Origin of the sequence: Microbacterium sp. Se5.02b, assembly GCF_019464375.1 — a bacterium.
In the GTDB taxonomy this organism is placed as follows: domain Bacteria; phylum Actinomycetota; class Actinomycetes; order Actinomycetales; family Microbacteriaceae; genus Microbacterium.
This window is the reverse complement of sequence record NZ_CP080491.1, coordinates 1,805,181-1,827,931: the sequence shown is the minus strand read 5'-3', so window position 1 is coordinate 1,827,931 and position 22,751 is coordinate 1,805,181. Positions and strand designations below refer to the sequence as shown.

General features: G+C 66.6%; 25 protein-coding genes, 1 tRNA gene and 1 other RNA gene. 8 read left to right on the top strand and 19 right to left on the bottom strand.

Annotated features, from left to right (window positions below; genetic code table 11):
* Nucleotides 1-83 precede the first annotated feature (83 nt).
* Nucleotides 84-512, top strand: coding sequence for a YbaK/EbsC family protein (locus K1X59_RS09045; protein ID WP_309491647.1), 429 nt, complete (start codon nucleotides 84-86; stop codon nucleotides 510-512).
* Between the two features lie 122 nt (nucleotides 513-634).
* Here the strand turns inward: K1X59_RS09045 and K1X59_RS09040 are convergent, their stop codons facing one another.
* Nucleotides 635-985, bottom strand: a complete 351-nt coding sequence (locus K1X59_RS09040) for a metalloregulator ArsR/SmtB family transcription factor (protein ID WP_183152547.1) — start codon at nucleotides 983-985, stop codon at nucleotides 635-637.
* Between the two features lie 240 nt (nucleotides 986-1,225).
* Between K1X59_RS09040 and K1X59_RS09035 the strand changes: the two genes are divergently transcribed.
* Nucleotides 1,226-1,624 carry an arsenate reductase ArsC gene (locus K1X59_RS09035; RefSeq protein WP_183152546.1) on the top strand — a complete coding sequence of 133 codons (399 nt, stop codon included), beginning with the start codon at nucleotides 1,226-1,228 and terminating at the stop codon, nucleotides 1,622-1,624.
* Nucleotides 1,625-1,698: 74 nt separating this feature from the next.
* Here K1X59_RS09035 and K1X59_RS09030 read toward each other — a convergent pair.
* A tRNA-Lys gene (locus tag K1X59_RS09030) sits at nucleotides 1,699-1,771 on the bottom strand.
* A gap of 154 nt (nucleotides 1,772-1,925) precedes the next feature.
* Between K1X59_RS09030 and K1X59_RS09025 the strand changes: the two genes are divergently transcribed.
* The 3 genes from K1X59_RS09025 (at nucleotide 1,926) to K1X59_RS09015 (ending at nucleotide 3,990) form a co-directional block, all read left to right on the top strand.
* Nucleotides 1,926-2,723 carry an inositol monophosphatase family protein gene (locus K1X59_RS09025; RefSeq protein ID WP_244632551.1) on the top strand — a complete coding sequence of 266 codons (798 nt, stop codon included), beginning with the start codon at nucleotides 1,926-1,928 and terminating at the stop codon, nucleotides 2,721-2,723.
* 20 nt (nucleotides 2,724-2,743) lie between these two features.
* Nucleotides 2,744-3,313 carry a hypothetical protein gene (locus K1X59_RS09020; RefSeq protein WP_183152544.1) on the top strand — a complete coding sequence of 190 codons (570 nt, stop codon included), beginning with the start codon at nucleotides 2,744-2,746 and terminating at the stop codon, nucleotides 3,311-3,313.
* A gap of 80 nt (nucleotides 3,314-3,393) precedes the next feature.
* Nucleotides 3,394-3,990, top strand: a complete 597-nt coding sequence (locus K1X59_RS09015) for a hypothetical protein (protein WP_183152543.1) — start codon at nucleotides 3,394-3,396, stop codon at nucleotides 3,988-3,990.
* 72 nt (nucleotides 3,991-4,062) lie between these two features.
* On the opposite strand, the gene K1X59_RS09010 is transcribed toward K1X59_RS09015, so the two are convergent.
* Entirely contained in the window at nucleotides 4,063-4,515 is a 453-nt protein-coding gene (locus K1X59_RS09010; protein WP_183152542.1) for an acetyltransferase, read from the bottom strand.
* Here K1X59_RS09010 and K1X59_RS09005 point away from each other — a divergent pair.
* On the top strand, nucleotides 4,514-4,813 hold the full coding sequence (locus tag K1X59_RS09005) for a hypothetical protein (protein WP_183152541.1): 300 nt from the start codon (nucleotides 4,514-4,516) through the stop codon (nucleotides 4,811-4,813). The genes K1X59_RS09010 and K1X59_RS09005 overlap by 2 nt on opposite strands.
* A 223-nt stretch (nucleotides 4,814-5,036) precedes the next feature.
* On the opposite strand, the gene ssrA is transcribed toward K1X59_RS09005, so the two are convergent.
* Nucleotides 5,037-5,406: a transfer-messenger RNA gene (ssrA, locus tag K1X59_RS09000) on the bottom strand.
* 140 nt (nucleotides 5,407-5,546) lie between these two features.
* On the opposite strand from ssrA, the gene K1X59_RS08995 reads away from it, so the two are divergent.
* On the top strand, nucleotides 5,547-6,212 hold the full coding sequence (locus K1X59_RS08995; protein WP_183152540.1) for an SIMPL domain-containing protein: 666 nt from the start codon (nucleotides 5,547-5,549) through the stop codon (nucleotides 6,210-6,212).
* A 4-nt stretch (nucleotides 6,213-6,216) separates the two neighbouring features.
* On the opposite strand, the gene hflX is transcribed toward K1X59_RS08995, so the two are convergent.
* Nucleotides 6,217-7,728, bottom strand: coding sequence for a GTPase HflX (gene hflX, locus K1X59_RS08990; protein ID WP_183152539.1), 1,512 nt, complete (start codon nucleotides 7,726-7,728; stop codon nucleotides 6,217-6,219).
* 68 nt (nucleotides 7,729-7,796) lie between these two features.
* Here hflX and K1X59_RS08985 point away from each other — a divergent pair, with 68 nt between their 5' ends.
* A complete protein-coding gene (locus K1X59_RS08985) occupies nucleotides 7,797-8,444 on the top strand; it encodes a class I SAM-dependent methyltransferase (protein WP_183152538.1) in 648 nt (215 codons plus the stop codon).
* A gap of 41 nt (nucleotides 8,445-8,485) precedes the next feature.
* On the opposite strand, the gene dapF is transcribed toward K1X59_RS08985, so the two are convergent.
* The 14 genes from dapF to dapA all read right to left on the bottom strand — a co-directional run bounded on the left by dapF (nucleotide 8,486) and on the right by dapA (nucleotide 22,719).
* Complete coding sequence (gene dapF, locus K1X59_RS08980) at nucleotides 8,486-9,358, bottom strand: diaminopimelate epimerase (protein ID WP_220174155.1); 873 nt, start codon at nucleotides 9,356-9,358, stop codon at nucleotides 8,486-8,488.
* 22 nt (nucleotides 9,359-9,380) lie between these two features.
* Nucleotides 9,381-9,911: a dihydrofolate reductase family protein gene (locus tag K1X59_RS08975; protein WP_183152537.1), complete on the bottom strand. Its 531-nt coding sequence runs from the start codon at nucleotides 9,909-9,911 to the stop codon at nucleotides 9,381-9,383.
* Nucleotides 9,912-9,944: 33 nt separating this feature from the next.
* Nucleotides 9,945-10,880: a tRNA (adenosine(37)-N6)-dimethylallyltransferase MiaA gene (gene miaA, locus K1X59_RS08970; RefSeq protein ID WP_220174154.1), complete on the bottom strand. Its 936-nt coding sequence runs from the start codon at nucleotides 10,878-10,880 to the stop codon at nucleotides 9,945-9,947.
* On the bottom strand, nucleotides 10,877-12,424 hold the full coding sequence (miaB, locus tag K1X59_RS08965; RefSeq protein ID WP_183152793.1) for a tRNA (N6-isopentenyl adenosine(37)-C2)-methylthiotransferase MiaB: 1,548 nt from the start codon (nucleotides 12,422-12,424) through the stop codon (nucleotides 10,877-10,879). The genes miaA and miaB overlap by 4 nt, the downstream gene beginning before the upstream one ends.
* A gap of 46 nt (nucleotides 12,425-12,470) precedes the next feature.
* The gene (locus K1X59_RS08960; protein ID WP_258567194.1) at nucleotides 12,471-12,944 is read right to left on the bottom strand and encodes a regulatory protein RecX; all 474 of its coding nucleotides are present in this window, start codon (nucleotides 12,942-12,944) and stop codon (nucleotides 12,471-12,473) included.
* A 396-nt stretch (nucleotides 12,945-13,340) separates the two neighbouring features.
* Nucleotides 13,341-14,390, bottom strand: a complete 1,050-nt coding sequence (recA, locus tag K1X59_RS08955; RefSeq protein WP_183152792.1) for a recombinase RecA — start codon at nucleotides 14,388-14,390, stop codon at nucleotides 13,341-13,343.
* A gap of 271 nt (nucleotides 14,391-14,661) precedes the next feature.
* Nucleotides 14,662-14,886 (bottom strand): DUF3046 domain-containing protein, encoded by a 225-nt coding sequence (locus tag K1X59_RS08950; protein WP_183152535.1) that lies wholly within the window; start codon nucleotides 14,884-14,886, stop codon nucleotides 14,662-14,664.
* An 18-nt stretch (nucleotides 14,887-14,904) separates the two neighbouring features.
* The gene (locus tag K1X59_RS08945) at nucleotides 14,905-15,213 is read right to left on the bottom strand and encodes a helix-turn-helix domain-containing protein (protein WP_026049981.1); all 309 of its coding nucleotides are present in this window, start codon (nucleotides 15,211-15,213) and stop codon (nucleotides 14,905-14,907) included.
* 141 nt (nucleotides 15,214-15,354) lie between these two features.
* Nucleotides 15,355-15,843 carry a CinA family protein gene (locus K1X59_RS08940; RefSeq protein WP_183152534.1) on the bottom strand — a complete coding sequence of 163 codons (489 nt, stop codon included), beginning with the start codon at nucleotides 15,841-15,843 and terminating at the stop codon, nucleotides 15,355-15,357.
* Entirely contained in the window at nucleotides 15,840-16,418 is a 579-nt protein-coding gene (gene pgsA, locus K1X59_RS08935; protein ID WP_183152533.1) for a CDP-diacylglycerol--glycerol-3-phosphate 3-phosphatidyltransferase, read from the bottom strand. The genes K1X59_RS08940 and pgsA overlap by 4 nt, the downstream gene beginning before the upstream one ends.
* Nucleotides 16,418-19,135: a DNA translocase FtsK gene (locus tag K1X59_RS08930; RefSeq protein WP_183152532.1), complete on the bottom strand. Its 2,718-nt coding sequence runs from the start codon at nucleotides 19,133-19,135 to the stop codon at nucleotides 16,418-16,420. Before K1X59_RS08930 ends, pgsA begins: the two co-directional genes overlap by 1 nt.
* A 72-nt stretch (nucleotides 19,136-19,207) precedes the next feature.
* Entirely contained in the window at nucleotides 19,208-19,702 is a 495-nt protein-coding gene (locus K1X59_RS08925; RefSeq protein WP_183152531.1) for a GNAT family N-acetyltransferase, read from the bottom strand.
* Nucleotides 19,703-20,011: 309 nt separating this feature from the next.
* Nucleotides 20,012-21,688 (bottom strand): ribonuclease J, encoded by a 1,677-nt coding sequence (locus tag K1X59_RS08920; RefSeq protein WP_183152530.1) that lies wholly within the window; start codon nucleotides 21,686-21,688, stop codon nucleotides 20,012-20,014.
* Nucleotides 21,689-21,741: 53 nt separating this feature from the next.
* Entirely contained in the window at nucleotides 21,742-22,719 is a 978-nt protein-coding gene (gene dapA / locus K1X59_RS08915; RefSeq protein ID WP_183152529.1) for a 4-hydroxy-tetrahydrodipicolinate synthase, read from the bottom strand.
* Nucleotides 22,720-22,751: the final 32 nt, after the last annotated feature.

The following is a 22,751-nucleotide window of genomic DNA, read 5'->3' as shown; positions in this document are numbered from 1 at the left end:
CCGGACCGGATCATCGCGGTCCGGTCCGGTCTTCGCTGTCCGCTGTCCGCTGTCCGCTGTCCGCTGTGGGTATCGTGGGGGCGATGAGCGACGACGCACTCCTCCCCGAACGCAGCAGAGTCGTGCGCCGGCACCTGTCCGAAGCCGGGATCGAGGTCGCCATCCGCGTCCTGCCCGACTCGGCGCGCACAGCCGTCGAGGCAGCGGCCGCCGTCGGGTGCGACGTCGCGGCGATCGCGAACAGTCTCGTGTTCCTCGCCGACGGCGAGCCCGTGCTCGTGATGACCAGCGGAGGGCACCGCGCGGATCTCGCCGTCCTCGCTACGAGCATCGGTGCCGCAGAGGTGTCGATGGCCCCGGCGTCCGTCGTCCGCGCCGCCACGGGGCAGGCGATCGGCGGCGTCGCCCCGTCGGACACCCGGCCCCGTTGCGCACCTACCTCGATGACGCGCTTCAGGATCACGGCACGTTGTGGGCGGCCGCCGGGCACCCGCACACCGTCATGCCGGTGACCTTCGCACAGCTGCAGCGGCTGACCGGCGGGACGGTCATCACGGTCGCGTGACCTCGCGGATCTCTGGATGCGGGCGGAGGACCCGCAGTCCCCCGGGACAGCGACGGGCCCTCGTGAGGTCTACACCGTGGTCAGGAGTCCGGCGATGCCGTCGAGAGAACCGGGCACGAGCCGGTAGTAAGCCCAGGTGCCACGCTTCGACCGCGTGAGGAATCCCGCCTCGGCGAGGACGCGGAGGTGATGCGACACCGTGGGCTGCGAAAGCCCCAGGGGTTCCGTGAGGTCGCAGACGCACGCCTCACCGCCCTCGTGCGCCGCGACCATCGAGATCAGCCGCAGTCTCGCGGGGTCCGCCAGAGCTCGCAGCGTGCGCGCCAGGGACTCCGCGGTGTCCTGCGCTATCGGTTCCCGCGTCAACGGAGCGCAGCACGCTTGAAGGTCGCGGACAGGGAGCAGTTCACCGACGGGCATGAAACATAGACTCTCATGAATATTGACAGTCGTCTATGTTTCATCGCACACTTGCTCATGCATCGATAGACATCGATGAAAGGAGGTGAGCATGATGGATACCAACACCCTCTGCATCGAGCTGGGCTGCCCGCCCGAACTCGACCAGGAGTGCTGCCCGCCGGGCTGCTGCTGACATCACCGGTCGTCCCTGAGTGCACCAGGGACGACTGCACACGCCTCGATCAGAAGGAGACCGAGATGCGCGAGACACCCACCGTGCTGTTCGTCTGCGTCCACAACGCCGGCCGTTCGCAGATGGCCGCGGCGTACCTCCGGGAGCTGGCAGGAGAGCGCGTGCGCGTCCTCTCTGCCGGCAGTGAGCCCGCCGACCGGATCAACCCGGTCGCGATAGCGGCAATGGCCGAGGAGGGCATCGACATCACCGAGAACACCCCGCAGATCCTCACGACCGACGACGTGCGGGTCTCCGACGTCGTCATCACGATGGGGTGCGGCGACGCCTGCCCGATCTTCCCCGGCACGCGTTACGAGGACTGGGAGCTGGACGACCCGGCGGGCCTGGACCTCAGCGCCGTGCGCCCCATCCGCGACGACATCAAGCGCCGCGTCACGGACCTTCTGGAGGGCCTGGCCTGAACCACTCGCGGGGAGGCCTCGGGTGGACAGCAGAAAAGCCCCGGAGACTGGCGAGAGTTTCCGAGGCTGATCCGTGCACCCCCTCGGACTTGAACCGAGAACCCACTGATTAAGAGTCAGTTGCTCTGCCGATTGAGCTAGAGGTGCGTGGCCCGGGATAACCCCGACCGAGGAATTACATTACCAGCCGCGCGGCCCCATGCGAAATCGAGGCGACCCCGGGCGCGCCCCGCCACTGCTGACGTCGGATCATGGCCTTTCGGCTCTCCGGCGCCGTGAAGGCGACGACTATTCTGAGAGGGTGACCCCCTCCCCCTTCACCGATGACCTGCGCCACGATCTCGATCTCGCGCTCCGCCTCGCGGATGCCGCCGACGCACAGTCGCTCCCCCGGTTCGACGCGGCCGACCTCGAGATATCGACCAAGGCCGACAACTCCCACGTCACCGACGCGGATCTCGCGACCGAACGGGCGATCCGCCGCATTCTCGAGGCCGAACGGCCCGATGACGGGATCTTCGGCGAGGAGTTCGGCGCGCAGGGAAGCACACACCGGCAGTGGATCGTCGATCCGATCGACGGGACGGCCAACTTCCTGCGCGGAGTCCCCCTGTGGGGAACGATGATCGCTCTGGCTGTCGACGGCGTGCCCCAGGTCGGCGTCGTCAGCATGCCCGCGCTGGGGCGTCGCTGGTGGGCGGCCACGGGCGCAGGGGCATGGACCACCGTGGGAGCAGAACCCCGTCGGATCCAGGCCTCGGCGGTGTCGTCGCTCGACGACGCGAGCGTGAGTTTCCAGAGCATCGCGCAGTGGTCGGATGCCGGCCGGATCGAGACCCTGCTGAGGGTCGCCGGGCGCGTCTGGCGCGATCGCGCGTATGGAGATGTGTATTCGTACATGCTCCTCGCCGAAGGTCGACTCGAGATGGTCGCGGAGTTCGATGTGAAGGAGTACGACATCGCCGCCGCCGTGCCGATCGTCCGGGAGGCCGGCGGCAGGATGACCGCAGCAGACGGGGCTGAGACGATCTCGGCGCGATCGACGCTGGCAACCAACGGCCGTCTCCACGACGACTTCCTGCAGCTCATGAACGACTGATCCGAACCACGAGGCCCGCGATGATCTCCCGCATCACATCCGCCGCTGCGGGCGTCCTGCTGATCATCGTCGCGCTCACAGGGTGCGGGGCGCCCGCGGATCCATCCGCCACCTCGACGCCCGACGCGATAGTCCGCACGCCCGCGCCGACACCCGATCCTGTGGTGTCGAGCGCCCCCGAGACGCCCGCAGCGGAACTCACCTGCGAATCCATGATCTCCGAGGGAACGGTCGCCGCCCTCACCGACGAGGGGTGGACATCGCAGCCCAAGGAGTTCGTCGTCGGCGGCGTCGAACTCACCGATGGCATGTTGTGCTTCTGGGCCGACTACAGCGTCGCCTCCGACCATGGTCAGCTCTATGGGTGGTCGGCGCTGAGCGCGGAGGATGCCGCGGACGCTCAAGCGGGCCTTCTCGCCGAGGGCTGGAAGCGTGAGGACGGCACGGATGGGGTGTACTTCACCGAAGACCCGCAATACGCGATGGGCCTCGACGACGACGGGTACGGGATGACGTATCTGTTCGGCGACGGTTGGGTGAAGTTCGCTGACACGCGACAGGGGCTGATCCTCGTCGAGTGGGCAGGCTGACGGCACTCGAGACCCCCGCTCTGCTACTCTCTGTTCGCCCCGAGGCCCACGCTGGCGCCCCGTCCACTGAAGGATCCCCATTGTCTGAAGACCGTGCGCTCGCCGAGCGTTCTCCGATCTCTCGCCGCACCCTCATCGGCGCAGCCGTCTGGTCCGTTCCGGTGATCGCCCTCGCGGTGGCTGCTCCGGCCCACGCCGCCAGCGGAGGTGCTCTCGACGCCAGCGGTGTCGTGCTGACCTTCACCGGTCCGCAGTGGAGCTCCGAATTCGCGTTGAGCGGGCAGCTCTCGCTGTCTCCCGTCCCTTCCTCCCCCGTGGACGTGACGGCGACCATCACCTGGCAGGGCACGGGCGCGAACGCGGGCGCCGAAGGTCTGTACCTCTACAAAGGCAACATCCCCGGCGGAGACGCGGGCATCATCGGATGGACGCTTCGGCAGGGAGCACCAGACGATCAGCTTCACCGCACGTTCGTGTTCGGCACCATCGTCGCCGCGGGCACCGCGGCGGTGCCCACGGTATCGAGTTATGACGGCGACACGACCAGCGCCTTCATGTTCGGGGCGGAGACCCCGAACGGCGGCAGCGCCTTCTGGGACGGCATCATCACGATCCGGTTCTCCGCACCGGGGTTCGCCGACGCGGTGCTCGCCACGCCCTACGTCCAGGACGTCTGAGCCCTTCGGGTCAGCGGACAGGACGATGCCCGTGCGCAAACCCGCCACAGAGGGGCGAGGGGTGGGCTGGGGTCAGAAACGCTCGCCGAGCTTCATGTGGAGCAGCGGATAGGGCCGGCCGGCTTCGTCGGTCTCGCTGCGGCTGACGACTTCGAATCCGCGGTGGAGGTAGAAGCCGACCGCTGAATCGTTCTGCTCGTTCACATCCACCTTGGTGACACCGTGCTCCGCGATCGCATGGTGCAGAAGGGCGGTGCCGATGCCGCTGCCGCGCTGTGCGGCGTCCACGAAGAGCATCTCCAGATTTCCGTCCAGAACTCCGGAGAATCCCACCGGTCGGGCGTCGAGATCTGCGACCGAGATGGTGACCGCAAGGAAGTAGTCGGACTGCAGGTGGCTTTCGATCTCGTCGCGGTGAGCATCCGTGAGGAAGCGGTGTGTCGCATCCACGGCGCGGCGCCAGATCGCAACGAGTGCCGGATAGTCCGCAGGTCCGATGGAGGGCCGGATACTCACAGCAGTCATGATGTTCTCCCTCCGGCATGCAGTGTGCTCATCCGTTCAGTCTGGCATCGTTCACGAGTCGTCCACATGGTCCGCACCGCTGATCGCCGTCGCGATCACAACTCCGCTGGCTGAGCATCCCGCCGGCAGCCCCACCGTTCTTCCGATCACGTGGCCTTCGCAGGCGAACTCCGGATTGCTCTTCTCGACGGCCGACGCGGTGAAGAATCTCTCTGTGGTGTATGACCTCGGGGTGGGTGTCGAAACGGGAGTACCTGGGGCGGTCCGCACCATGGTCGCTCCCGCGGTCATTCCCTGAACCTCTCCCTCGGCAGGCACGAGACCTCCGAAGAAGCCCTCGTCCAAGGCGCGCCGTCCCGTCACAGACCTGCTGCGCCGGCACGTGCACGTGAATCGGGCTGCGGTCAAGGTCGACGGTGTGGCGAGGTCAACCCCGCCAGATGAGTCATCCACAACGCAAGAAAGGCCCACCTCCCCAGTGAGCACTAGGGAGGTGGGCCTCTTGTTGAGTGACAACGGCTGGGTGGAGCTGGGGGGAATCGAACCCCCGTCCAACGCTGAGTCTCCACGCCTTCTCCGGGCGCAGTCTGTGAAGACGTTCTGCTCGGCTCCGACCTTTGTCACAGACACCTAAGTCGACAAGCCCAGCCTGGGAAGAGTCCCACGTGACGTCCAGACGCCGTCACGCAGCAAGATTCCTAGATGACGCCAGGATCCGTATCGGAATCACATACGGCCTGACGGACTATCGGGCTCGCTTATGCAGCGAGGGCGAAGTCGTTGCGCTTGGTTTCGGCAACTATTTTTTTGCAGAGAGCGTTTACGAGATAACTCTGCATCCTCGGCCCGCTTCTCGTGGATTCACAGGCGCTGTCGAAACCGATCAGCCCCGTGGTCCTTCTCTCGAAGGAGCCGCTGTCACACTGTGGAATTACCAGCTCGAGCGAGAAACACCCGAGCATCACAGACTACAACGTTCGACGCCGCCGCGCCATTCCGCGCGAGCCCTCCGGCGAGCGTAGAGTCGCCCCATGAGCGAAGTCACCATCACCGTCCGAGGAGAACACGAAGCTCGCGTCGCCCCCGAACGCGCCACCGTCCGCGTGAGCCTGCGGACCGAAGGCGCCGAGCGCCAGGACGTCGTCTCGAGTGTGATGCAGCTCGCCGAACCGATCCGCAGCAGCATCGCCGAGCGTGCGGCAGGCGGCGTGGTCATCGAATGGAGCAGCACGCAACTCGGCGTGCGGGCGGAACGGCCGTGGAACAGCGAGGGCAAACGCCTCGCGCCGGTCTATCACGCGAGTGTCGACTTCACGGCGACTTTCGCGGAGGCGTCCGAACTCTCGCTCTGGGTGACGGATGTCTCCGCATCGGACGGAGTCGAGGTGGGCTGGGTCGACTGGCACCTCACTGCGGCCACTCGTACGCGCGTCGAGCAGGAGGTCGCGGCCGAGGCTGTCCGCGTTGCTGCCATTCGTGCGAGGGCGTATGCCGGCGCTATCGGACTGAAAGACATCGTTCCCGTCGAGATCGCCGATGTCGGGTTGATCTCGACGGGTCAGCCGCCGCAGGGGGCGCCTCTGATGAAGGCTCGTGGCGGAGTCGCATTCGCGGCCGATGCCGCTCCGGCGATGGAGTACGAGCCACAGGAGATCGTCCTCTCCGCGACAGTCGAGGCACGCTTCCTCGCGCGTTGAGGGGTCAGGCCGGCGTCACGAACGGCGCCAGCTCGGCAGCAAGACGCTCGGACACGCGTGCGTGCACAGCGGTGCCCGCTTCCCGGTGATCTACGGAGAGCAGCATTCCCGTCTCGTGGATCGCGGCGACAAGGTCGCCTCGGTCGTACGGGATCACCGCGTGCACCTCGACGGCGGGTTTAGGAAGCGCCTCCTCGATGACGGCGCGGAGTTCGGCGATGCCCTCGCCCGATCGGGATGACACGAAGTGGGCGTGCGGCTGAAGGCCACGCAGAACCAACCGCTCGTCGTCGTCGATCAGATCGGCCTTGTTGAAGACCACGATCTCCGGGAGGTCACGCACGCCGACGTCGCCGAGGACATCACGGACCGTCTGCAGCTGGCCCGCCGGGTCGGGGTGTGATCCATCCACCACATGGAGGACGACATCGGCCTCACCGACCTCTTCCAACGTCGAGCGGAACGCTTCGACGAGCTGGTGAGGGAGGTTGCGCACGAAGCCCACGGTGTCGGTCAGCGTGTAGACGCGGCCGTCCTCGGTCTCGGAACGCCGCACGGTCGCATCCAGCGTCGCGAACAGCGCGTTCTCGACCAGGACGCCGGCGCTGGTGAGGGCGTTGAGAAGACTCGACTTGCCGGCGTTCGTGTATCCCGCGATCGCCACGGAAGGGATCGTGTTGCGCTTGCGCTCTGCACGTTTCGCCTCGCGTGCCGGACCGAATTCGCGGATCTGTCGCCGGAGCAGCGCCATCTTCGTGCGGATCCGCCGACGGTCGAGTTCGATCTTGGTCTCACCGGGACCGCGCGATCCCATACCCGCACCACCAGCGCCGACCTGGCCACCGGCCTGGCGGCTCATCGAGTCACCCCAGCCGCGCAGTCGTGGCAGCAGATACTCGAGCTGGGCGAGTTCGACCTGAGCCTTGCCCTCGCGGCTCTTCGCGTGCTGGCTGAAGATATCGAGGATCACGGTGGTGCGGTCGATGACCTTGACCTTGACGACGTCTTCGAGCGCGCGACGCTGACTGGGGGCGAGTTCGGTGTCGGCGATGACGGTATCGGCGCCCACCGCGGCAACGATGTCCTTGAGTTCCTGCGCCTTTCCGCGGCCGAGATACGTCGCGGCATCGGGATGCGGCCGGCGCTGAAGAACGCCGTCAAGCACAACAGCTCCCGCAGTCTCCGCCAGTGCGGCGAGTTCACGCAGGGAGTTCTCCGCGTCTTCCTGAGCGCCCTGGGGATACACACCCACGAGGACGACGTTCTCGAGACGCAGCTGCCGGTACTCGACCTCTGTGACGTCTTCGAGTTCCGTCGAGAGTCCGCCCACACGGCGAAGAGCGTGGCGGTCCTCGAGATCCCACTGCACACCGTCCGTGTCGCCGTGGGAAGCGGTGGATTCGTCTTGCAGCGCCTGGGCTGCGCCGAACACGTGGACGTCTGAACGCTTCTCTGCGTTGGCGAGCACGCGATCGACCGTGTGGTCGTCGGTGGAGGGGGTTGTGGTCTCCGTCATCCGTTCCTTGTCTCTGGGTTTCATAGCGAGCCTTAACCTTAGCCCGCGCAGTCCGGTACGCTCGCCGTATGGGGTCCGATCACTACTTCACTGCGGCCCCGGCAAGCCCCGAGAATCTGCGTAGGATCCGCGTCACGCTCGCGGGTCGTGAGCTCGAAGTCACCACCGCTGGTGGCGTCTTCAGCCCGGATCGTCTGGACGCCGGCACTGCAGTGCTCCTCACCAACATGCCCCCGGTGCCCCCGGGCGGCGATCTTCTCGACCTCGGCAGCGGCTGGGGACCGGTCAGTCTCTCGATGGCCCTCGCTGCACCACATGCGACGGTATGGGCCGTCGATGTGAACGAGCGAGCCCTCGATCTCGTCCGTCGCAACGCGGCGGCTCTCGGGCTCACCAATATCAACGCGTCACTTCCCGACGATGTTCCCGAACACATCTCGTTCCGCACGATCCGCTCCAACCCGCCCATCCGCGTCGGCAAGAACGAGCTGCACGGACTCTTGGAGAGGTGGATCCCCCGACTCGATGAGCGCAGTGACGCCTGGCTGGTCGTGCAGCGGAACCTCGGCGCCGATTCGCTGCAACGCTGGATCGGATCCACGTTCCAGCCCGGATACAGCGTCTTCCGCACGGCGACAGGCAAGGGCTACCGGATCCTCAAGGTCCGAAAGCACGGGACACCGCCCACGGAGCCGATCGCTCTCTCAGGTCTCTGAACGCGGCCGATACACCGGCCTCGCCCACGGAGCTCGCCGCCTCAGAGCAGGTCGATCTCACCGCTGAAGACGAGTTGGGCCGGCCCGGACAGCGCGACGTGCTCACCGTCTTCGGCGGGGAACATGCGCACTCCGAGGGTTCCGCCCGGCACCTCGACCTGCCAGTTGTTAGGGGCGCTTTCGCCCGCCCAGTAGCGGACGGCGAGGGCCGTCGCAGCAACGCCGGTGCCGCAGCTGAGCGTCTCGCCCACTCCCCGCTCGAAGACACGCATGCGCACATGCCCGACGGCGTCGCGCACCAGGGGCTCACCGGGCACGACGAACTCGACGTTGGCGCCCGCCGGCAGCGAAGGGTCGAGTTCCGGCGCACGGTGCAGCTCCAGCGACGCGAGCTCGAATTCGGACGCGAGCGCCACCACGACGTGCGGGTTGCCCACGTCGATCCCCAGGCCAGGGCGCGTGACCGAGAGTCCGTCGACCCGCACGAGCGGGTCATCGCCGGAGAGCTTCCACCGTCCGAGATCGACCTGGTAGCCGGTCGCGCTCCGCGTCACGTCGCGCACGCCTGCCCGAGTGCCGATGGGGAGCGTCGACCCCGGCTCGATGGTCGCGAGCCCTGCGCGCACCAGGTAGTGCGCGAAGACACGGATCCCGTTACCGCACATCTCCGCGATCGAGCCATCGGCGTTCCGGTAATCCATGAACCACTCGGCCGCGGGCTCTTCCGCCAACGCGGCGGCACCGTCGGCGATCGCCGAAGAGCGCACCACGCGGAGGATGCCGTCTGCGCCGATCCCGAAGTGGCGATCGCAGAGCACCGCGACCTGCTCCACAGAGAGATCGGACACTCCGTCAGGGTCGGCGATGATGATGAAGTCGTTGCCCGTGCCGTGACCCTTGGTGAATGCGACCATGCGTCCAGTCTAGAGAGCGCGACTAGGGGTGAGAGACGACGGCGTAGCGGCCGCACAGGAAGTTGCGGTTCCGTGCCACCTCGAGCAGCTCCAGATCGAGCCGCCGCGGCAGCAGCGGCGCCCCGGATCCCAATGTGACCGGCGCATACTGCACCCAGACTTCATCCAGAAGTCCGGCGTCGGCGAACTGTCCGGCGAGATCTCCCCCTCCCACGATCCAGATGTCCCGGTCTCCGGCGGCCTCGAGCATCTCGGCATGCACCGCGTGCACGGCGTCCTGCGTCAGACGCACATCGGAGCCCTGAGGAAGCTCGAGGTCACGGTGAGTGAAAACCCAGGTGGGCTGGCTGTATCCCCATCGTCCCTCTTCGTGCCGCATCACCCATTCGTACGTCGACGCCCCCATCGCCAGCGCGCCGATGTTCTTCTCGAACGCGTTGTAGCCCATGGGCCCGTCGGGATCGACGTCTTGTGTGAGCAGCCAGTCGAGGGAGTGCTCGTCGGTCGCGATGAAACCGTCGAGGCTGGAGGCCGTGAAGAAATGAGTGCTCATGTGTCCACCATGGCACCAGCCGCCGACACCAGGTCAGACGTCGCCCGGGGCCACAGGTGGGGAATCCAGAAGCGCTTCCGCGTTCCCTGGCGCGTCCCACCACTCCAGCTCCGGATACCTCTTGAACCACGACACCTGCCGTCGGGCGTAGCGACGGGTCAGCGCCTGCGTCTGAGCGATGGCCTCGGCCGTCGTGAGCGCGCCATCGAGCTGTCCCAGTGCCTGCGCGTACCCGATGGCCCGAGGAGCCGTGGTGCCCTTTTCGAGACCGTGCGCGCGGAGGTCTGCGACCTCGTCGACGAGACCCGCCTCCCACATCTGCTCGACACGGGCGTCGAGTCTGGTCACGAGAGCGGCCCGGTCGACATGCAGCCCCACGATTCGGGTATGCGGATGCCACGGCACCGGCTGCGCGGGCAGTGCTGCGCCATGGGTGTTGCTCCCCTGCTCGAGGATCTCCAGGGCGCGGATGACCCGTCGGCTGTTGCGCGGGTCCACCTTCGCGGCGGCCTCGGGGTCCAGCCTGTGCAGACGCTCCAGCAGGCCGGCCAGCCCCTCGGTCTCGATCTCCTGCTCGAGCCGGGCCCGGATCTCGGCGTCTCTGGGCGGGAAGTGGAACTCGTACACGACGCTCGAGACGTAGAGACCGGAGCCGCCGACGAGGATGGCGTCTCCGCCGTTGTCGTGGATCCTCTGGATAGCGGCCCGCGCCGCTGGTTGGTACCAGGCGACCGCCGCGTCTTCGTGGACCTCGCGGACGTCGAACAGGTGGTGCGGTATGTCGCGACGCTCGGCGACGGGCAGCTTGGCCGTGCCGATGTCCATGCCGCGATACAGCTGCATCGCGTCGGCGTTCACGATCTCGGCCGGGTTGCCCCGCGCACGCAGCGCCTCGGCGAGGTCGAGCGCGAGGTCGCTCTTCCCCGTGCCCGTCGCCCCGACGATCGCCCAGAGGCGAGGTTCGGTCACACGCCGACGCGGAGGGTCGGAAGCCCGAGAGACACCGCACGTGGACCGCCGTCGGCGGCGGGGGTCGGTACGGCACAGGACTCCGCCTGCGAACGATCCCAGGCGTCTCCCCCGCGCGTGCGACGAATCCGCAACGGAGCCCCGGTGGGGTCGTCGGCAAGAAGGTGGAACGGTGCGCCGTGCGTGACGGTCACCGTGACGACGTCGCCGGGCCGCGGGAGATCGGACCCCGTTGGCACCTGGAAGTGCACGAGGCGATTGTCTTCGGCGCGGCCCGTCAGCCGGTGGGTCTCGGCGTCCTTCTTGCCCTCGCCGGTCGAGACGAGCACCTCGATCTCGCGGCCGACCTGCTTCTGGTTCTCCTCCAGGGAGATCCGCTCCTGCAGGGCGATCAGGCGGTTGTAGCGCTCCTGGACGACCTCTTTCGGCACCTGGTCTTCCATCGTCGCGGCGGGTGTCCCCTCGCGGATGGAGTACTGGAACGTGAAGGCAGCAGAGAAGCGAGCCTGCTCGACGACCCGCATCGTGTCCTCGAAGTCCTCCTCCGTCTCGCCGGGGAACCCGACGATGATGTCGGTGGTGATCGCGGCATTCGGGATGCGGGCGCGAACCCGATCCAGGATGCCGAGGAACCGCTCGCTGCGGTAGGAGCGTCGCATCGCCTTGAGGATGCGGTCGCTGCCTGACTGCAACGGCATGTGCAGCTGCGGCATCACGCTCGGCGTCTCGGCCATGGCGTCGATCACATCGTCGGTGAAGGCTGCCGGGTGCGGGCTGGTGAAGCGGATGCGCTCCAGCCCGTCGATCTCGCCGGCCGCACGCAACAGTTTACCGAAGGCCTGACGGTCCCCGAACTCGACCCCGTAGGAGTTCACGTTCTGTCCGAGGAGCGTGACCTCGATCGCACCATCGTCCACGAGCAGGCGGATCTCGTTCAGGATGTCACCGGGACGACGGTCCTTCTCCTTGCCGCGCAGGCTCGGCACGATGCAGAACGTGCAGGTGTTGTTGCACCCGACGGAGATCGACACCCATCCGCTGTGGGCGGAGTCGCGCTTCGTCGGCAGCGTCGAAGGGAACACCTCGAGCGACTCGAGGATCTCGAGCTCCGCGTCGCCGTTGTGCCGCGCGCGCTCCAACAGACCAGGAAGTGAGCCCATGTTGTGCGTGCCGAAGACGACATCGACCCACGGAGCCTTGTCGAGCACGGCCTGCTTGTCCATCTGAGCGAGACAGCCGCCGACGGCGATCTGCATGCCCTCCTTGCGGCGCTTCACGGAAGCGAGGTGCCCGAGCGTGCCGTAGAGCTTGCCCGCCGCGTTGTCACGCACCGCACAGGTGTTGATGATCACCACGTCGGCTTCGGTGCCGTCGAGGGCTCGCACGTAGCCGGCGCTCTCCAGCGACCCGGAGAGTCGCTCGGAGTCGTGCACGTTCATCTGGCACCCGAAGGTGCGCACTTCATACGATCGCTGTCGCCCGTCGACGTCGACGGCCGCCGACGAGGCGCTGATGATCGTCGGTTCGCTGCGCGGAATAGTCATGATTGAACCATTGTACGAGCCGCTTCCGAGCACAGCTGCGACGTTCTCAGTCGGAATCGACGAACCGGACGCCGGAGGTCGACCCACCGAACGTCGCCTCCCGCAGCGCCGCCTTCGCCGCCTTCATCGCCACAGAACCGTTGTACCCGCGCCGCGACAACTGCCCCACCAGACGCCGAAGCGCGGTGTCGTGGTCGAGTCGGCTCAGCGAGCGCGCTTTTCCACGGGCGAAATCGAGCGCTCGCTCGTCGTCGTCGTCCGGCAGCTCGTCGAGCGCCCCGTCGATCACATCCCGAGGGATGCCACGTTGGGCGAGCGCGCGGGAAAGGGCCACTCTCCCCTGCCCCTTCCGTTCCACCCCCGACACCACCAGGACACCGGCGAGGGCCTCGTCGTCGAGGTAGCCTCGACGACAGAAATCGTCGATGACGTCGTCGACGATTCCCGATTCGAGTTCGAAACCGCGCAACACCTGCCGGGCCTCGGAGACGGACAGCGAACGGGCGCGCAACTTGCGCACGAGAGACTCCTCCGCCGCGACGCGGGCCTCGTCGACAGACTCCGCACCCCCATCGGCAGGCGCCGAATTTTGTCCGCTCAGCGCCCGAAGACGGGGAGCCTCGGTCGCCGTCGTGTGCGGCGAATCGGATCCGGGCCTGCGGGACGCTCCGCGCGCAGGATGACGGTCGCTGGGGCTGCCCCATCGAGCGCACCGGATCGCGGCCCTCCGATGGACGGGGAGTCCCACGTCGAACGCCAGAGCCCGGCGTCACCGACCTGAGGCCGCGTGACGTCCACAGCAGGCTCTTCATCGGCGTGAGGGCGCTCGGGCTTGTGCGCCGTCTTCCCTGACCGCCGCCGAAGAGCGGGATGATGGGGGCGATCCGCTCGGGATCGCCCCCACGAGCGTCGTTCATCAGGCCGGACGACGCTCTGCGAGCTCGTCGGCGGCCGCGGGCGCCGCGACCTGGGCACCGATGCCGAGCTTCTGCTTGATCTGCGTTTCGATAGCCAGTGCGATGTCTGGGTTGTTGAGCAGGAACGTGCGTGCGTTCTCCTTGCCCTGACCCAGCTGATCGCCGTCGTAGGTGTACCACGAGCCCGACTTCTTCACGATGGCGTGTTCGACACCGAAGTCGATCAGGCTGCCCTCGCGCGAGATTCCGACCCCGTAGAGGATGTCGAACTCGGCCTGCTTGAAAGGCGGAGCCATCTTGTTCTTGACGACCTTCACCCTGGTGCGGTTTCCGACGGCGTCGGTTCCATCCTTGAGCGTCTCGATACGACGGATGTCCATGCGGACGGAAGCGTAGAACTTGAGCGCCTTGCCACCCGCGGTGGTTTCGGGCGAGCCGAAGAACACGCCGATCTTCTCGCGGAGCTGGTTGATGAAGATCATCGTGGTGTTGGTCTGGTTCAGACCACCGGTCAGCTTTCGCAGTGCCTGCGACATGAGTCGGGCCTGCAGACCGACGTGCGAGTCACCCATCTCGCCCTCGATCTCGGCTCGCGGCACGAGCGCCGCGACGGAGTCGATCACGATGAGGTCGATCGCACCGGACCGGACGAGCATGTCGGCGATCTCGAGGGCCTGCTCACCTGTGTCGGGCTGCGACACGAGAAGTGCGTCGATGTCGACGCCGAGCTTCGCCGCGTAGTCGGGGTCGAGCGCGTGCTCGGCATCGATGAAGGCTGCGATGCCACCGGCGCGCTGCGCATTCGCGATCGCATGCAGGGTCAGGGTCGTCTTACCTGAGGACTCAGGCCCGTAGATCTCGACGATTCGGCCACGCGGGAGCCCTCCGACGCCGAGGGCGACATCGAGGGCGATGGAGCCGGTGGGGATGACGGCCACGGGGGCGCGCTCATCGCTGCCCAGCCGCATGACCGAGCCCTTTCCGAACTGGCGGTCGATCTGGGCGAGGGCGGTCTCGAGGGACTTCTCGCGGTCGGCGGGTGATGGCATGATGTGCTCCTTCTGCGCGCGTGGTGCCGCCTGTAGGCTGTCGCGGCGCTCCCGGCTGGGAGAAACTCTCCGACAAGGCGTATGGCTCTTCGGCTTGTTCTCCACCGTAGGAGGGGCCACCGACAACGACTCGGCGATCCCACCGGATGTGCAGATCGGCTTCTCTGAACCACTTGTGCAGAAGACTACGCTCGTTTCGAACACATCTTCGACGACACGCCGGAATTGGCACACCATGTCCCGTATGTTGCGGACACAGGGCGAGTCGGACTCAGCGCTTGCGCGGCTCCTGACGGCCTACGCCGTAGCGGCGGTCCGCGGGGACATCCATCTCGGCGCAGAGAGCGAGCCAGATCTCCCGGGGTGGGGTTCCGTCAGCGAGAGCCTCCACTGCGGTCCGGCCTCGGAGAGCCGTCAGCCCGAGGTCGTTCACGAGCGAAGTGGCTCGCGCCTGGAACTCGGTATCCACGGCGCGAAGGAACTCGCTACGACGCATCGGTTCCCCTGTGGGAGGTCAGTGCAGTGAAAGCTGCGGCTCGACCGAAGCGACGAGGTCGTCGGGAACGACGTCAGGGAACACCTGGATGCCCTCGAGGACGGAGATGCGGTCGCCGACCTCGCGCATGATCGTGGAGATGGGCACATCGAGCGCATCGGCAACCGACGCGAGGATCTCGCTCGACGCCTCTTTCTGACCTCGCTCGACCTCACTGAGGTAGCCGAGCGCAACCGAAGCCTTGCTTGCGACCTGCCGGAGCGTGCGCCCCTTCTGCAGGCGGAAGTCCCTCAGCACATCGCCGATTTCTTGTCGTACAAGAATCATCGGAACCTCCTCCCCAAGTGATCGATCGAGGTCTCCCCCGATGAGACAGCCAGTCTAGTACGCCTGGCATGCACAGAATCTACCCCTGCACTCTGTGGTTTGAATGTGAGCACACCTGAGATAACCCCAGCGACACCGACACTATTCCGCAAGGGTCTCGAGCACCTCGACGAGCGCAGCCTCTACCGCCTTCGCGCGTATCTCTTCACGATCGCCGTGGAAGAGGAACGCCTTCGTCCGCGAGGCGGTCGGCGTCACGACGCCGATGTGCACGGTCCCCACCGGCTGCCCGTCAGGCGAATCGGGACCCGCGATCCCGGTGGTGGAAACGCCGACGTCGGCGACCCTTCCCCCCACTCGGACGACGCGACGCACGCCGCCGGCCATCTGCTCGGCCACCTGGGGGTGCACCGGTCCGTACGTCGCCAGGAGTTCACCCTCGACACCGAGCACTGTGGCCTTGACCTCCGTCGCGTATGCCACGACTCCGCCGAGCAGCACAGACGATGCGCCGGGGACCGAGACGATCTCGGCGCACAACGCACCCCCGGTGAGCGACTCGGCGACGCCCATGGTCCATCCGCGCTCGCGCAACGCCGACAACACGGAGACGGCGACGGATGCGCTCATGCCCGCTTCTGTCGGGATCCGCGCACCTGCGCGACGATGTAATCGACACCGCTGGCCACTGTGAGCACCAGCACGATGATCATCAGGACCAACGTGACCAGCGTCCAGGCCTCGAGTCCCATCAGGACGTGGAGTGGAAGCAGCGCCCAGCCGAGGGCGACACCCTGGAAGGCCGTCTTGATCTTGCCCATCCAGGCGGCGGCCACCACATGCTCACTGGCGACCATCAGGCGATGGACGGTGATCCCCCACTCGCGCACCAGGATGATCGCGACGATCCACCAGGAGACTTCGCCGAGGATGGCCAGACCGATGAACCCCGCACCCGTGAGCATCTTGTCGGCTATCGGATCCCAGAGCTTGCCGAAGTCGCTGACGATGTCGTACTTGCGCGCCAGGTATCCGTCGACCCAGTCGGTGGATATCCCGACGATGAAGAGGATCGCTGCGGTCCAGCGCAGTGCGGGTGCGAGATCACCATACGTTCCGCCGAGCAGCAGCAGCACGAAGAAGATGACTGCGAGCGGGATGCGCGCGACCGTGATGGCGTTGGGCAGCTGCCGAGGAATGGTCATCAGTCGCGTCCCGTCAGGCCCCAGGCATCTTCATCGCCCTCGGCTTCCACCTCGGGGAGCCCCTCGTACTGCGCAGCGATCGGATCGTGCGCAGCAGGCAGCGGCGGGGCGGGAGGGGCTGCTGGCGATGCGGCACCGGACGGAGCCGCCGGGACATCCTCGCCACGCAGCTTCGCCATCACCTGCGGCAGCTGTTCCGCTGTCGCGAGAACGTCTCGGGCCTTCGACCCCTCGGAGGGTCCAACGATCTCGCGGGACTCCAGGAGGTCCATCAGCCGACCCGCCTTCGCGAATCCGACACGCAGCTTGCGCTGAAGCATAGACGTCGAGCCGAACTGCGACGAGACGATGAGTTCAGCGGCCGCGAGCAGCAGCTCCAGGTCGTCTCCGATGTCCTCGTCGACTTCCTTCTTCTTGGTCGGCTCCAGGGCCTCCTGCACGTCGGGACGATAGTCGGGACGAGCCTGACGCGTGACGTGCTTGACGACCGCGTCGATCTCCTTCTCATCGACCCACGCGCCCTGCAACCGGAACGGCTTGGAGGACCCCATCGGCGAGAACAACGCATCACCCTGACCGATGAGCTTGTCGGCGCCCGGGCTGTCGAGGATGACGCGGCTGTCGGTGACGCTGGTGACAGCGAACGCGAGTCGCGACGGGACGTTGGCCTTGATGAGACCGGTGACGACGTCGACGCTGGGTCGCTGCGTCGCGAGGACCAGGTGGATCCCGGACGCGCGCGCGAGCTGGGTGATGCGGACGATCGAGTCCTCGACATCGCGCGGGGCGACCATCATGAGGTCGGCGAGCTCATCGACCACGACCAGGAGATAGGGGTACGGCTTGAGCACCCGCTCACTGCCGACGGGGACCTCGACTTCGCCGGCACGCACCGCGCGATTGAAGTCGTCGATATGGCGGAACCCGAACGATGCGAGGTCGTCGTACCGCATGTCCATCTCTTTCACGACCCACTGCAGCGCCTCGGCGGCCTTCTTCGGGTTCGTGATGATGGGCGTGATCAGATGCGGAACGCCCGCGTAGCTCGTCAGCTCGACCCGCTTCGGGTCGATCAGGACCATGCGTACATCGGCCGGCCGCGCCCGCATCAGCAGGCTCGTGATCATCGAGTTCACGAAACTGGACTTACCGGAACCGGTGGATCCCGCGACGAGGAGGTGGGGCATCTTCGCCAGGTTCGCGATGACGATGTTGCCGCCGACGTCCTTGCCGACGCCGATGGTCATCGGGTGGGTGCTCTTCTGCGCGGCGGGCGAGCGGAGCACGTCGCCGAGGGCGACCATCTCCTTGTCGGCATTCGGGATCTCGATGCCGATCGCGCTCTTTCCGGGGATCGGCGAGAGGATGCGGACGTCGTTCGACGCCACGGCGTAGGCGAAGTTGTTGCTCAGCTGCAGGATCTTCTCGACCTTGACGCCGTGTCCGACCTCGACCTCGTACTGCGTGACCGTCGGACCGCGGGAGAAACCGGTCACCTTCGCGTCCACCTTGAACTGCGTGAGCACGCTGGTGATCTGCTCGATCACCTTGTCTGTGGCTTCGGACCGCAGGACTGGGGGCGGACCTTCGACCAGGAGCCCGGGAGACGGAAGGATGTACGGAGCCACCGGCGCCTGCGGGCCCCGGTCGCCGGGACCTTCGGTGCCGAACCCGTCGAGGCCAGGGAGATCCGGCACCTCACCGGTATCGGAGGCGTCATCGAGGAGCGCGGTGGTCTGCTGCTCGGCGAGCGAGTCGGCGACCGAGCGGACGTCGGACAGCACCTCGGTCGCGGCGTCATAGGGATTCTCGACCACGACCGCCTGGTCGTAGGCGGGCGTCGGCTCGGAGGTGCTGAGCAGCGCGGTGATGTCGTCGGAGCCGAGTGTGCCCTCGTCGGGATCCTCTTCGCGGCCGGTCTTGTTCCGGCGCCACCAGGGCAGCACGTCGGGGTCGTCGACCTTGTCGGCGTCGTCGATCGCCGCTGCGTCTGCCGAGGGCTTGGCGGGACGCTCCGCGTCGAACATCCATGCGTACAGGTCACCGAGTCGAGAGCCGATGCGGTTCGGCGGAGTCTTCGTCAGGATCAGGATGCTGAGCGCTGCGAGGAGGGACAGGATGATGTACGCGGGGATGTCCGTCAGATACGTCAACGGCTGACCGACCAGCCACCCCAGCAGACCTCCGGCCTCGCTGAGGGCGGGCATGCCCTGGTTCGGATGGGGACGGGGGCCGGCGACGTGGAAGATGCCCGACAGCGCGAGGACGAACAGACCGAAGCCGATTCCGATGCGCCCGTTGTCGTGCACGGAGGAGGGATGGCGGAACAGCCACCCCGCCAGGAGCAGAAGAAGCACCGGCATGATGAAGGCGACGCGACCGACGAAGAGGCCGACGGAGTAGGCGCTGATGTTCGCGGCGACCTCATTGCCGATGAAGAACCACTCGTTCACGGCCCCGAGCGCGGCGAGCAGTACCAGCAGGAAGGGGAAACCGTCGCGGCGGTCGTCCTTCTCGAGGGTCTCGGGTCCGAAGGCACGGAAGAGGCCTCCGACGCCGTGCGCCAGTCCGATCCACGCCCGGACCGCGACGGGGGGCTTGTCGGGCTCGTCGATGTACTTCTTCGGAGCGGGCTGGGCCTTGGGAGACGTCTGCCGCTTGGGGCGCGACGGTGCGCTGGTCGACGCGCGCTCTGTCTTCGTGGTACTCCTGGCCATGCTCTCACGTTACGGCCAACACCCGACATCCCCGCGCAATGACGCGGCTTTCCGCGGATCCGACGCGGTCGATCAGGCCGTGCGACGCGCCATGGTGTCGCGCCTTGCGCCTTCCGCCACCACGGCGAATCCCTCGGCACGATACAAGTTGCGGGCGAAGTTGTCGCGCTCGACGCTCAGACTGATCCGCGCGTGCCCCTGCGATGCGGCGAGCTGAATGAGGCCGCGCAAGAGCGAACGACCGACTCCGCGTGCCCGCCAGAGCGGATGCACGCCGATGATCAGCTCGGGTACCGCGACGCCGACGAACCCGAGTCCTGGCGCGTTCTGCGGGAGCATCCGATACCACGCCGCGCCGACCGGAAGGCCGTCGGTCTCCGTCGCCACGAGACCGTCATCCGCCGCTCGCTTCCACCCCGCGAGATATCTCCGATGTTCCGGAGACATCAGCACTTCATGTCGTGGACGCACTCCGCCGGCACGCCAGTTCGCCGCCTCCACGAGCATGTCGCCGAGGAACCCCGCATCGGTCTGCGCCGCCCTGCGAAGGGCGAATCCCCTGTCCATGACGAGAGCCTAGGACCCGGGTGTTACGTCTCCATGTCGGGCAGCCGTGAGTACCGAAGGCAGTCGCACTTGGGTATAGTTGGCCTCGTCCACGTAACATGTTACATATCAGGAGGAAAGATGTTCTGCTGTTTCTACTTCATCCAGGCGCTCTTCAACTGCTTCTGCGGCTTCGGCGGTGGGTCGACCGGCGGATCGACGGGCGGATCGTCCACCGGCTACTGACCGCAGCCTCCCTCGCCACATGACGATCGAGGGCTCTCGGCGAGACCGGATGGTCTCACCGAGAGCCCTCGGTCGTGTCTGCTGCTACGCCTCGATCACAAGCGGGACGATCATCGGACGACGACGCAGACGCTGGTTCACCCACCGGCCGATCGTCCGTCGCACGATCTGCGACAGGGCATGGGTGTCTCGGACGCCGTTCCCGGATGCCTCCTTGAGCGCCGCCACGATCTTGGGCGTGACATCGTCGAACACCGCGTCGTCCTCCGCCACGCCGCGCGCGTGGATCTCGGGGCCGGAGATGATACGACCGGTGGCCGCGTCGACGACCACGATCACGGAGATGAACCCCTCCTCCCCCAGGATCCGTCGGTCCTTGAGGTCCGCGTCGGTGATCTCGCCGACCGTCGATCCATCCACGTACACGAACCCGAGGTCGAGCTGACCCGTGACCCGCGCGACGCCGTCCTTGAGGTCGATCACGGTACCGTTCGAGGCCATCAACGTGTTGTCCTCCGGGATGCCCGTGTCCTGCGCGAGCTTGGCGTTCGCGATCAGGTGCCGGTACTCGCCGTGCACCGGCAAGACGTTCTTCGGCTTCAGGATGTTGTAGCAGTAGAGCAGTTCACCCGCCGCCGCGTGGCCGGAGACATGCACGCGAGCGTTGGCCTTGTGCACCACGTTCGCGCCGAGCTTGGTGAGTCCGTCGATGACGCGATACACGGCGTTCTCGTTGCCGGGGATCAGGCTCGAAGCGAGGATCACGGTGTCCCCTTCGCTGACCTCGATCGCGTGGTCCATGTTCGCCATACGGCTGAGGACAGCCATCGGCTCTCCCTGAGAACCGGTCGACATGTAGACGATCTGCTCGTCGGGCAGGTCGCGCGCCTTCTTGAAGTCGATGAGGACGCCGTCGGGCACCTTCAGGTAGCCCAGCTGCTCCGCGATCGTCATGTTGCGGACCATGCTCCGACCGAGGAAAGCGACGCGACGACCATGTGCGGCGGCCGCATCGATCACCTGCTGCACGCGGTGCACGTGGCTGGAGAAGCTCGCGACGATGACGCGGCGGGGCGCCTTGCCGATCACCTGATCGAGCACGGGGCCGATCGAGCGCTCGGTCGGGGTGAAGCCGGGGACGTCGGCGTTGGTCGAGTCGACCAGGAAGAGGTCGACGCCCTCTTCACCGAGCCGTGAGAATGCCCGCAGATCGGTGATCCGTCCGTCCAGAGGCAGCTGATCCATCTTGAAGTCGCCCGTCGCGAGAACCATGCCCGCAGGGGTGCGGATCGCGACGGCCAGTGCGTCGGGGATCGAGTGGTTGACCGCGACGAACTCCAGGTCGAACGGTCCGACCCGCTCCTCCTGGCCCTCTCTGACCGTCAGCGTGAAGGCCTTGATGCGGTGCTCCTTGAGCTTCGCCTCGACCAGCGCGAGCGTGAGGCCGGAGCCGATCAAAGGGATATCGCTCTTCAGGCGCAACAGGTACGGGACGGCACCGATGTGATCTTCGTGTCCGTGCGTGAGCACCACCCCGACGATGTCGTCGAGTCGGTCGCGGATCGGTTCGAAATCGGGGAGGATCAGGTCCACGCCCGGCTGATGCTCCTCCGGGAAGAGGACGCCGCAGTCGACGATCAGGATCTTGCCGCCGTACTCGAACATCGTCATGTTCCGACCGATCTCGCCGAGACCGCCGATCGGGATGACCCGCAGCGTCCCTTCGTCGAGAGCGGCCGGTGCTACCAGGGGAATGGACATGCTGTCTCCTCAGTCGGACACTCCGCGCGTCCGTTCGTTCATGGTGACGCGTCTCAGCGCGTCGTGCCGTGCACCTTCGGCAGGGCACCACCCGCAGCCGCATTGCGGTCGGGTCGGAAGTTCGAGAAATCGGCACCGGGGACGTCTTTGACGAGATCGAGCTCATCCTCGATGAGCGCGGCCTCCCACTCCTCCGGGCCGACGAGGGGAAGGCGCACACGCGGACTCGAGATGCGTCCGAGCCCGTGCAGGATGTACTTCGCTGCCACGGTTCCCGGCACGTGCGTCATCACCGCGCGCACCAGGGGCTCGAGGCGCTTGTGCTCCGCGGTGGCCGTGGTGAGGTCGCCCGCGTTGACCGCGTCGATGATCGTGCGGTACGGCGCAGCAGCCACGTTCGCGGTGACGCCGATGAGGCCTGCGGCTCCGATCGCGAGGTGCGGCAGCACATTCGCGTCGTCGCCCGAGAAGTACATCAGATCGGTCTGGTTGAGTACGCGGCTGACCTCCGAGAAGTCGCCCTTGGCGTCCTTCACCGCGAGGATGTTCGGGTGCTTCGCGAGCCGGAGGATCGTCTCGTACTTGATCGGCACCCCCGTGCGGCCGGGAATATCGTAGAGGATCACCGGGAGGTCCGTCGCGTCCGCGACCAGGCGGAAATGCGTGAGGATACCCGCCTGCGTCGGCTTGTTGTAATAGGGCGTGACGATCATGATGCCGTCAGCGCCGGCCTTCTCACTGGCCTTGTACAGCTCGATCGCATGCGCCGTCTCGTTGGAGCCGCCGCCGGTGATGATCTTGGCACGGCCCGCAGCGACGGACTTGCCGACCTCGACGAGCTTGAGCTTCTCGGGGTCCGTCAGTGTCGACGTCTCGCCGGTCGTTCCCGTCACGACGATGCCGTCCGCGCCTGCGGTGATCACGTCATCGATGTGCTTCTCGACGGCGGGCCAGTCGACTTCGCCGTCGGCCGTCATCGGAGTGACGAGCGCGACGAGGACCTGTCCGAAAGGGTTGCCCGAGTGCGTCATGTTCCCAGCGTATCTGGTCGGATACCGCTCAT

Excerpts from the sequence above, each read along its gene's own strand:
- K1X59_RS09045 (WP_309491647.1), top strand. The coding sequence starts at position 84 with ATGAGCGACGACGCACTCCTCCCCGAACGCAGCAGAGTCGTGCGCCGG.
- K1X59_RS09040 (WP_183152547.1), bottom strand. The coding sequence starts at position 985 with ATGCCCGTCGGTGAACTGCTCCCTGTCCGCGACCTTCAAGCGTGCTGC.
- K1X59_RS09035 (WP_183152546.1), top strand. The coding sequence starts at position 1,226 with ATGCGCGAGACACCCACCGTGCTGTTCGTCTGCGTCCACAACGCCGGC.
- K1X59_RS09020 (WP_183152544.1), top strand. The coding sequence starts at position 2,744 with ATGATCTCCCGCATCACATCCGCCGCTGCGGGCGTCCTGCTGATCATC.
- K1X59_RS09005 (WP_183152541.1), top strand. The coding sequence starts at position 4,514 with ATGATGTTCTCCCTCCGGCATGCAGTGTGCTCATCCGTTCAGTCTGGC.
- K1X59_RS09010 (WP_183152542.1), bottom strand. The coding sequence starts at position 4,515 with ATGACTGCTGTGAGTATCCGGCCCTCCATCGGACCTGCGGACTATCCG.
- K1X59_RS08995 (WP_183152540.1), top strand. The coding sequence starts at position 5,547 with ATGAGCGAAGTCACCATCACCGTCCGAGGAGAACACGAAGCTCGCGTC.
- hflX (WP_183152539.1), bottom strand. The coding sequence starts at position 7,728 with ATGACGGAGACCACAACCCCCTCCACCGACGACCACACGGTCGATCGC.
- K1X59_RS08985 (WP_183152538.1), top strand. The coding sequence starts at position 7,797 with ATGGGGTCCGATCACTACTTCACTGCGGCCCCGGCAAGCCCCGAGAAT.
- dapF (WP_220174155.1), bottom strand. The coding sequence starts at position 9,358 with ATGGTCGCATTCACCAAGGGTCACGGCACGGGCAACGACTTCATCATC.
- K1X59_RS08975 (WP_183152537.1), bottom strand. The coding sequence starts at position 9,911 with ATGAGCACTCATTTCTTCACGGCCTCCAGCCTCGACGGTTTCATCGCG.
- miaB (WP_183152793.1), bottom strand. The coding sequence starts at position 12,424 with ATGACTATTCCGCGCAGCGAACCGACGATCATCAGCGCCTCGTCGGCG.
- recA (WP_183152792.1), bottom strand. The coding sequence starts at position 14,390 with ATGCCATCACCCGCCGACCGCGAGAAGTCCCTCGAGACCGCCCTCGCC.
- K1X59_RS08950 (WP_183152535.1), bottom strand. The coding sequence starts at position 14,886 with ATGCGTCGTAGCGAGTTCCTTCGCGCCGTGGATACCGAGTTCCAGGCG.
- K1X59_RS08945 (WP_026049981.1), bottom strand. The coding sequence starts at position 15,213 with ATGATTCTTGTACGACAAGAAATCGGCGATGTGCTGAGGGACTTCCGC.
- K1X59_RS08940 (WP_183152534.1), bottom strand. The coding sequence starts at position 15,843 with ATGAGCGCATCCGTCGCCGTCTCCGTGTTGTCGGCGTTGCGCGAGCGC.
- pgsA (WP_183152533.1), bottom strand. The coding sequence starts at position 16,418 with ATGACCATTCCTCGGCAGCTGCCCAACGCCATCACGGTCGCGCGCATC.
- K1X59_RS08930 (WP_183152532.1), bottom strand. The coding sequence starts at position 19,135 with ATGGCCAGGAGTACCACGAAGACAGAGCGCGCGTCGACCAGCGCACCG.
- K1X59_RS08925 (WP_183152531.1), bottom strand. The coding sequence starts at position 19,702 with ATGGACAGGGGATTCGCCCTTCGCAGGGCGGCGCAGACCGATGCGGGG.
- K1X59_RS08920 (WP_183152530.1), bottom strand. The coding sequence starts at position 21,688 with ATGTCCATTCCCCTGGTAGCACCGGCCGCTCTCGACGAAGGGACGCTG.
- dapA (WP_183152529.1), bottom strand. The coding sequence starts at position 22,719 with ATGACGCACTCGGGCAACCCTTTCGGACAGGTCCTCGTCGCGCTCGTC.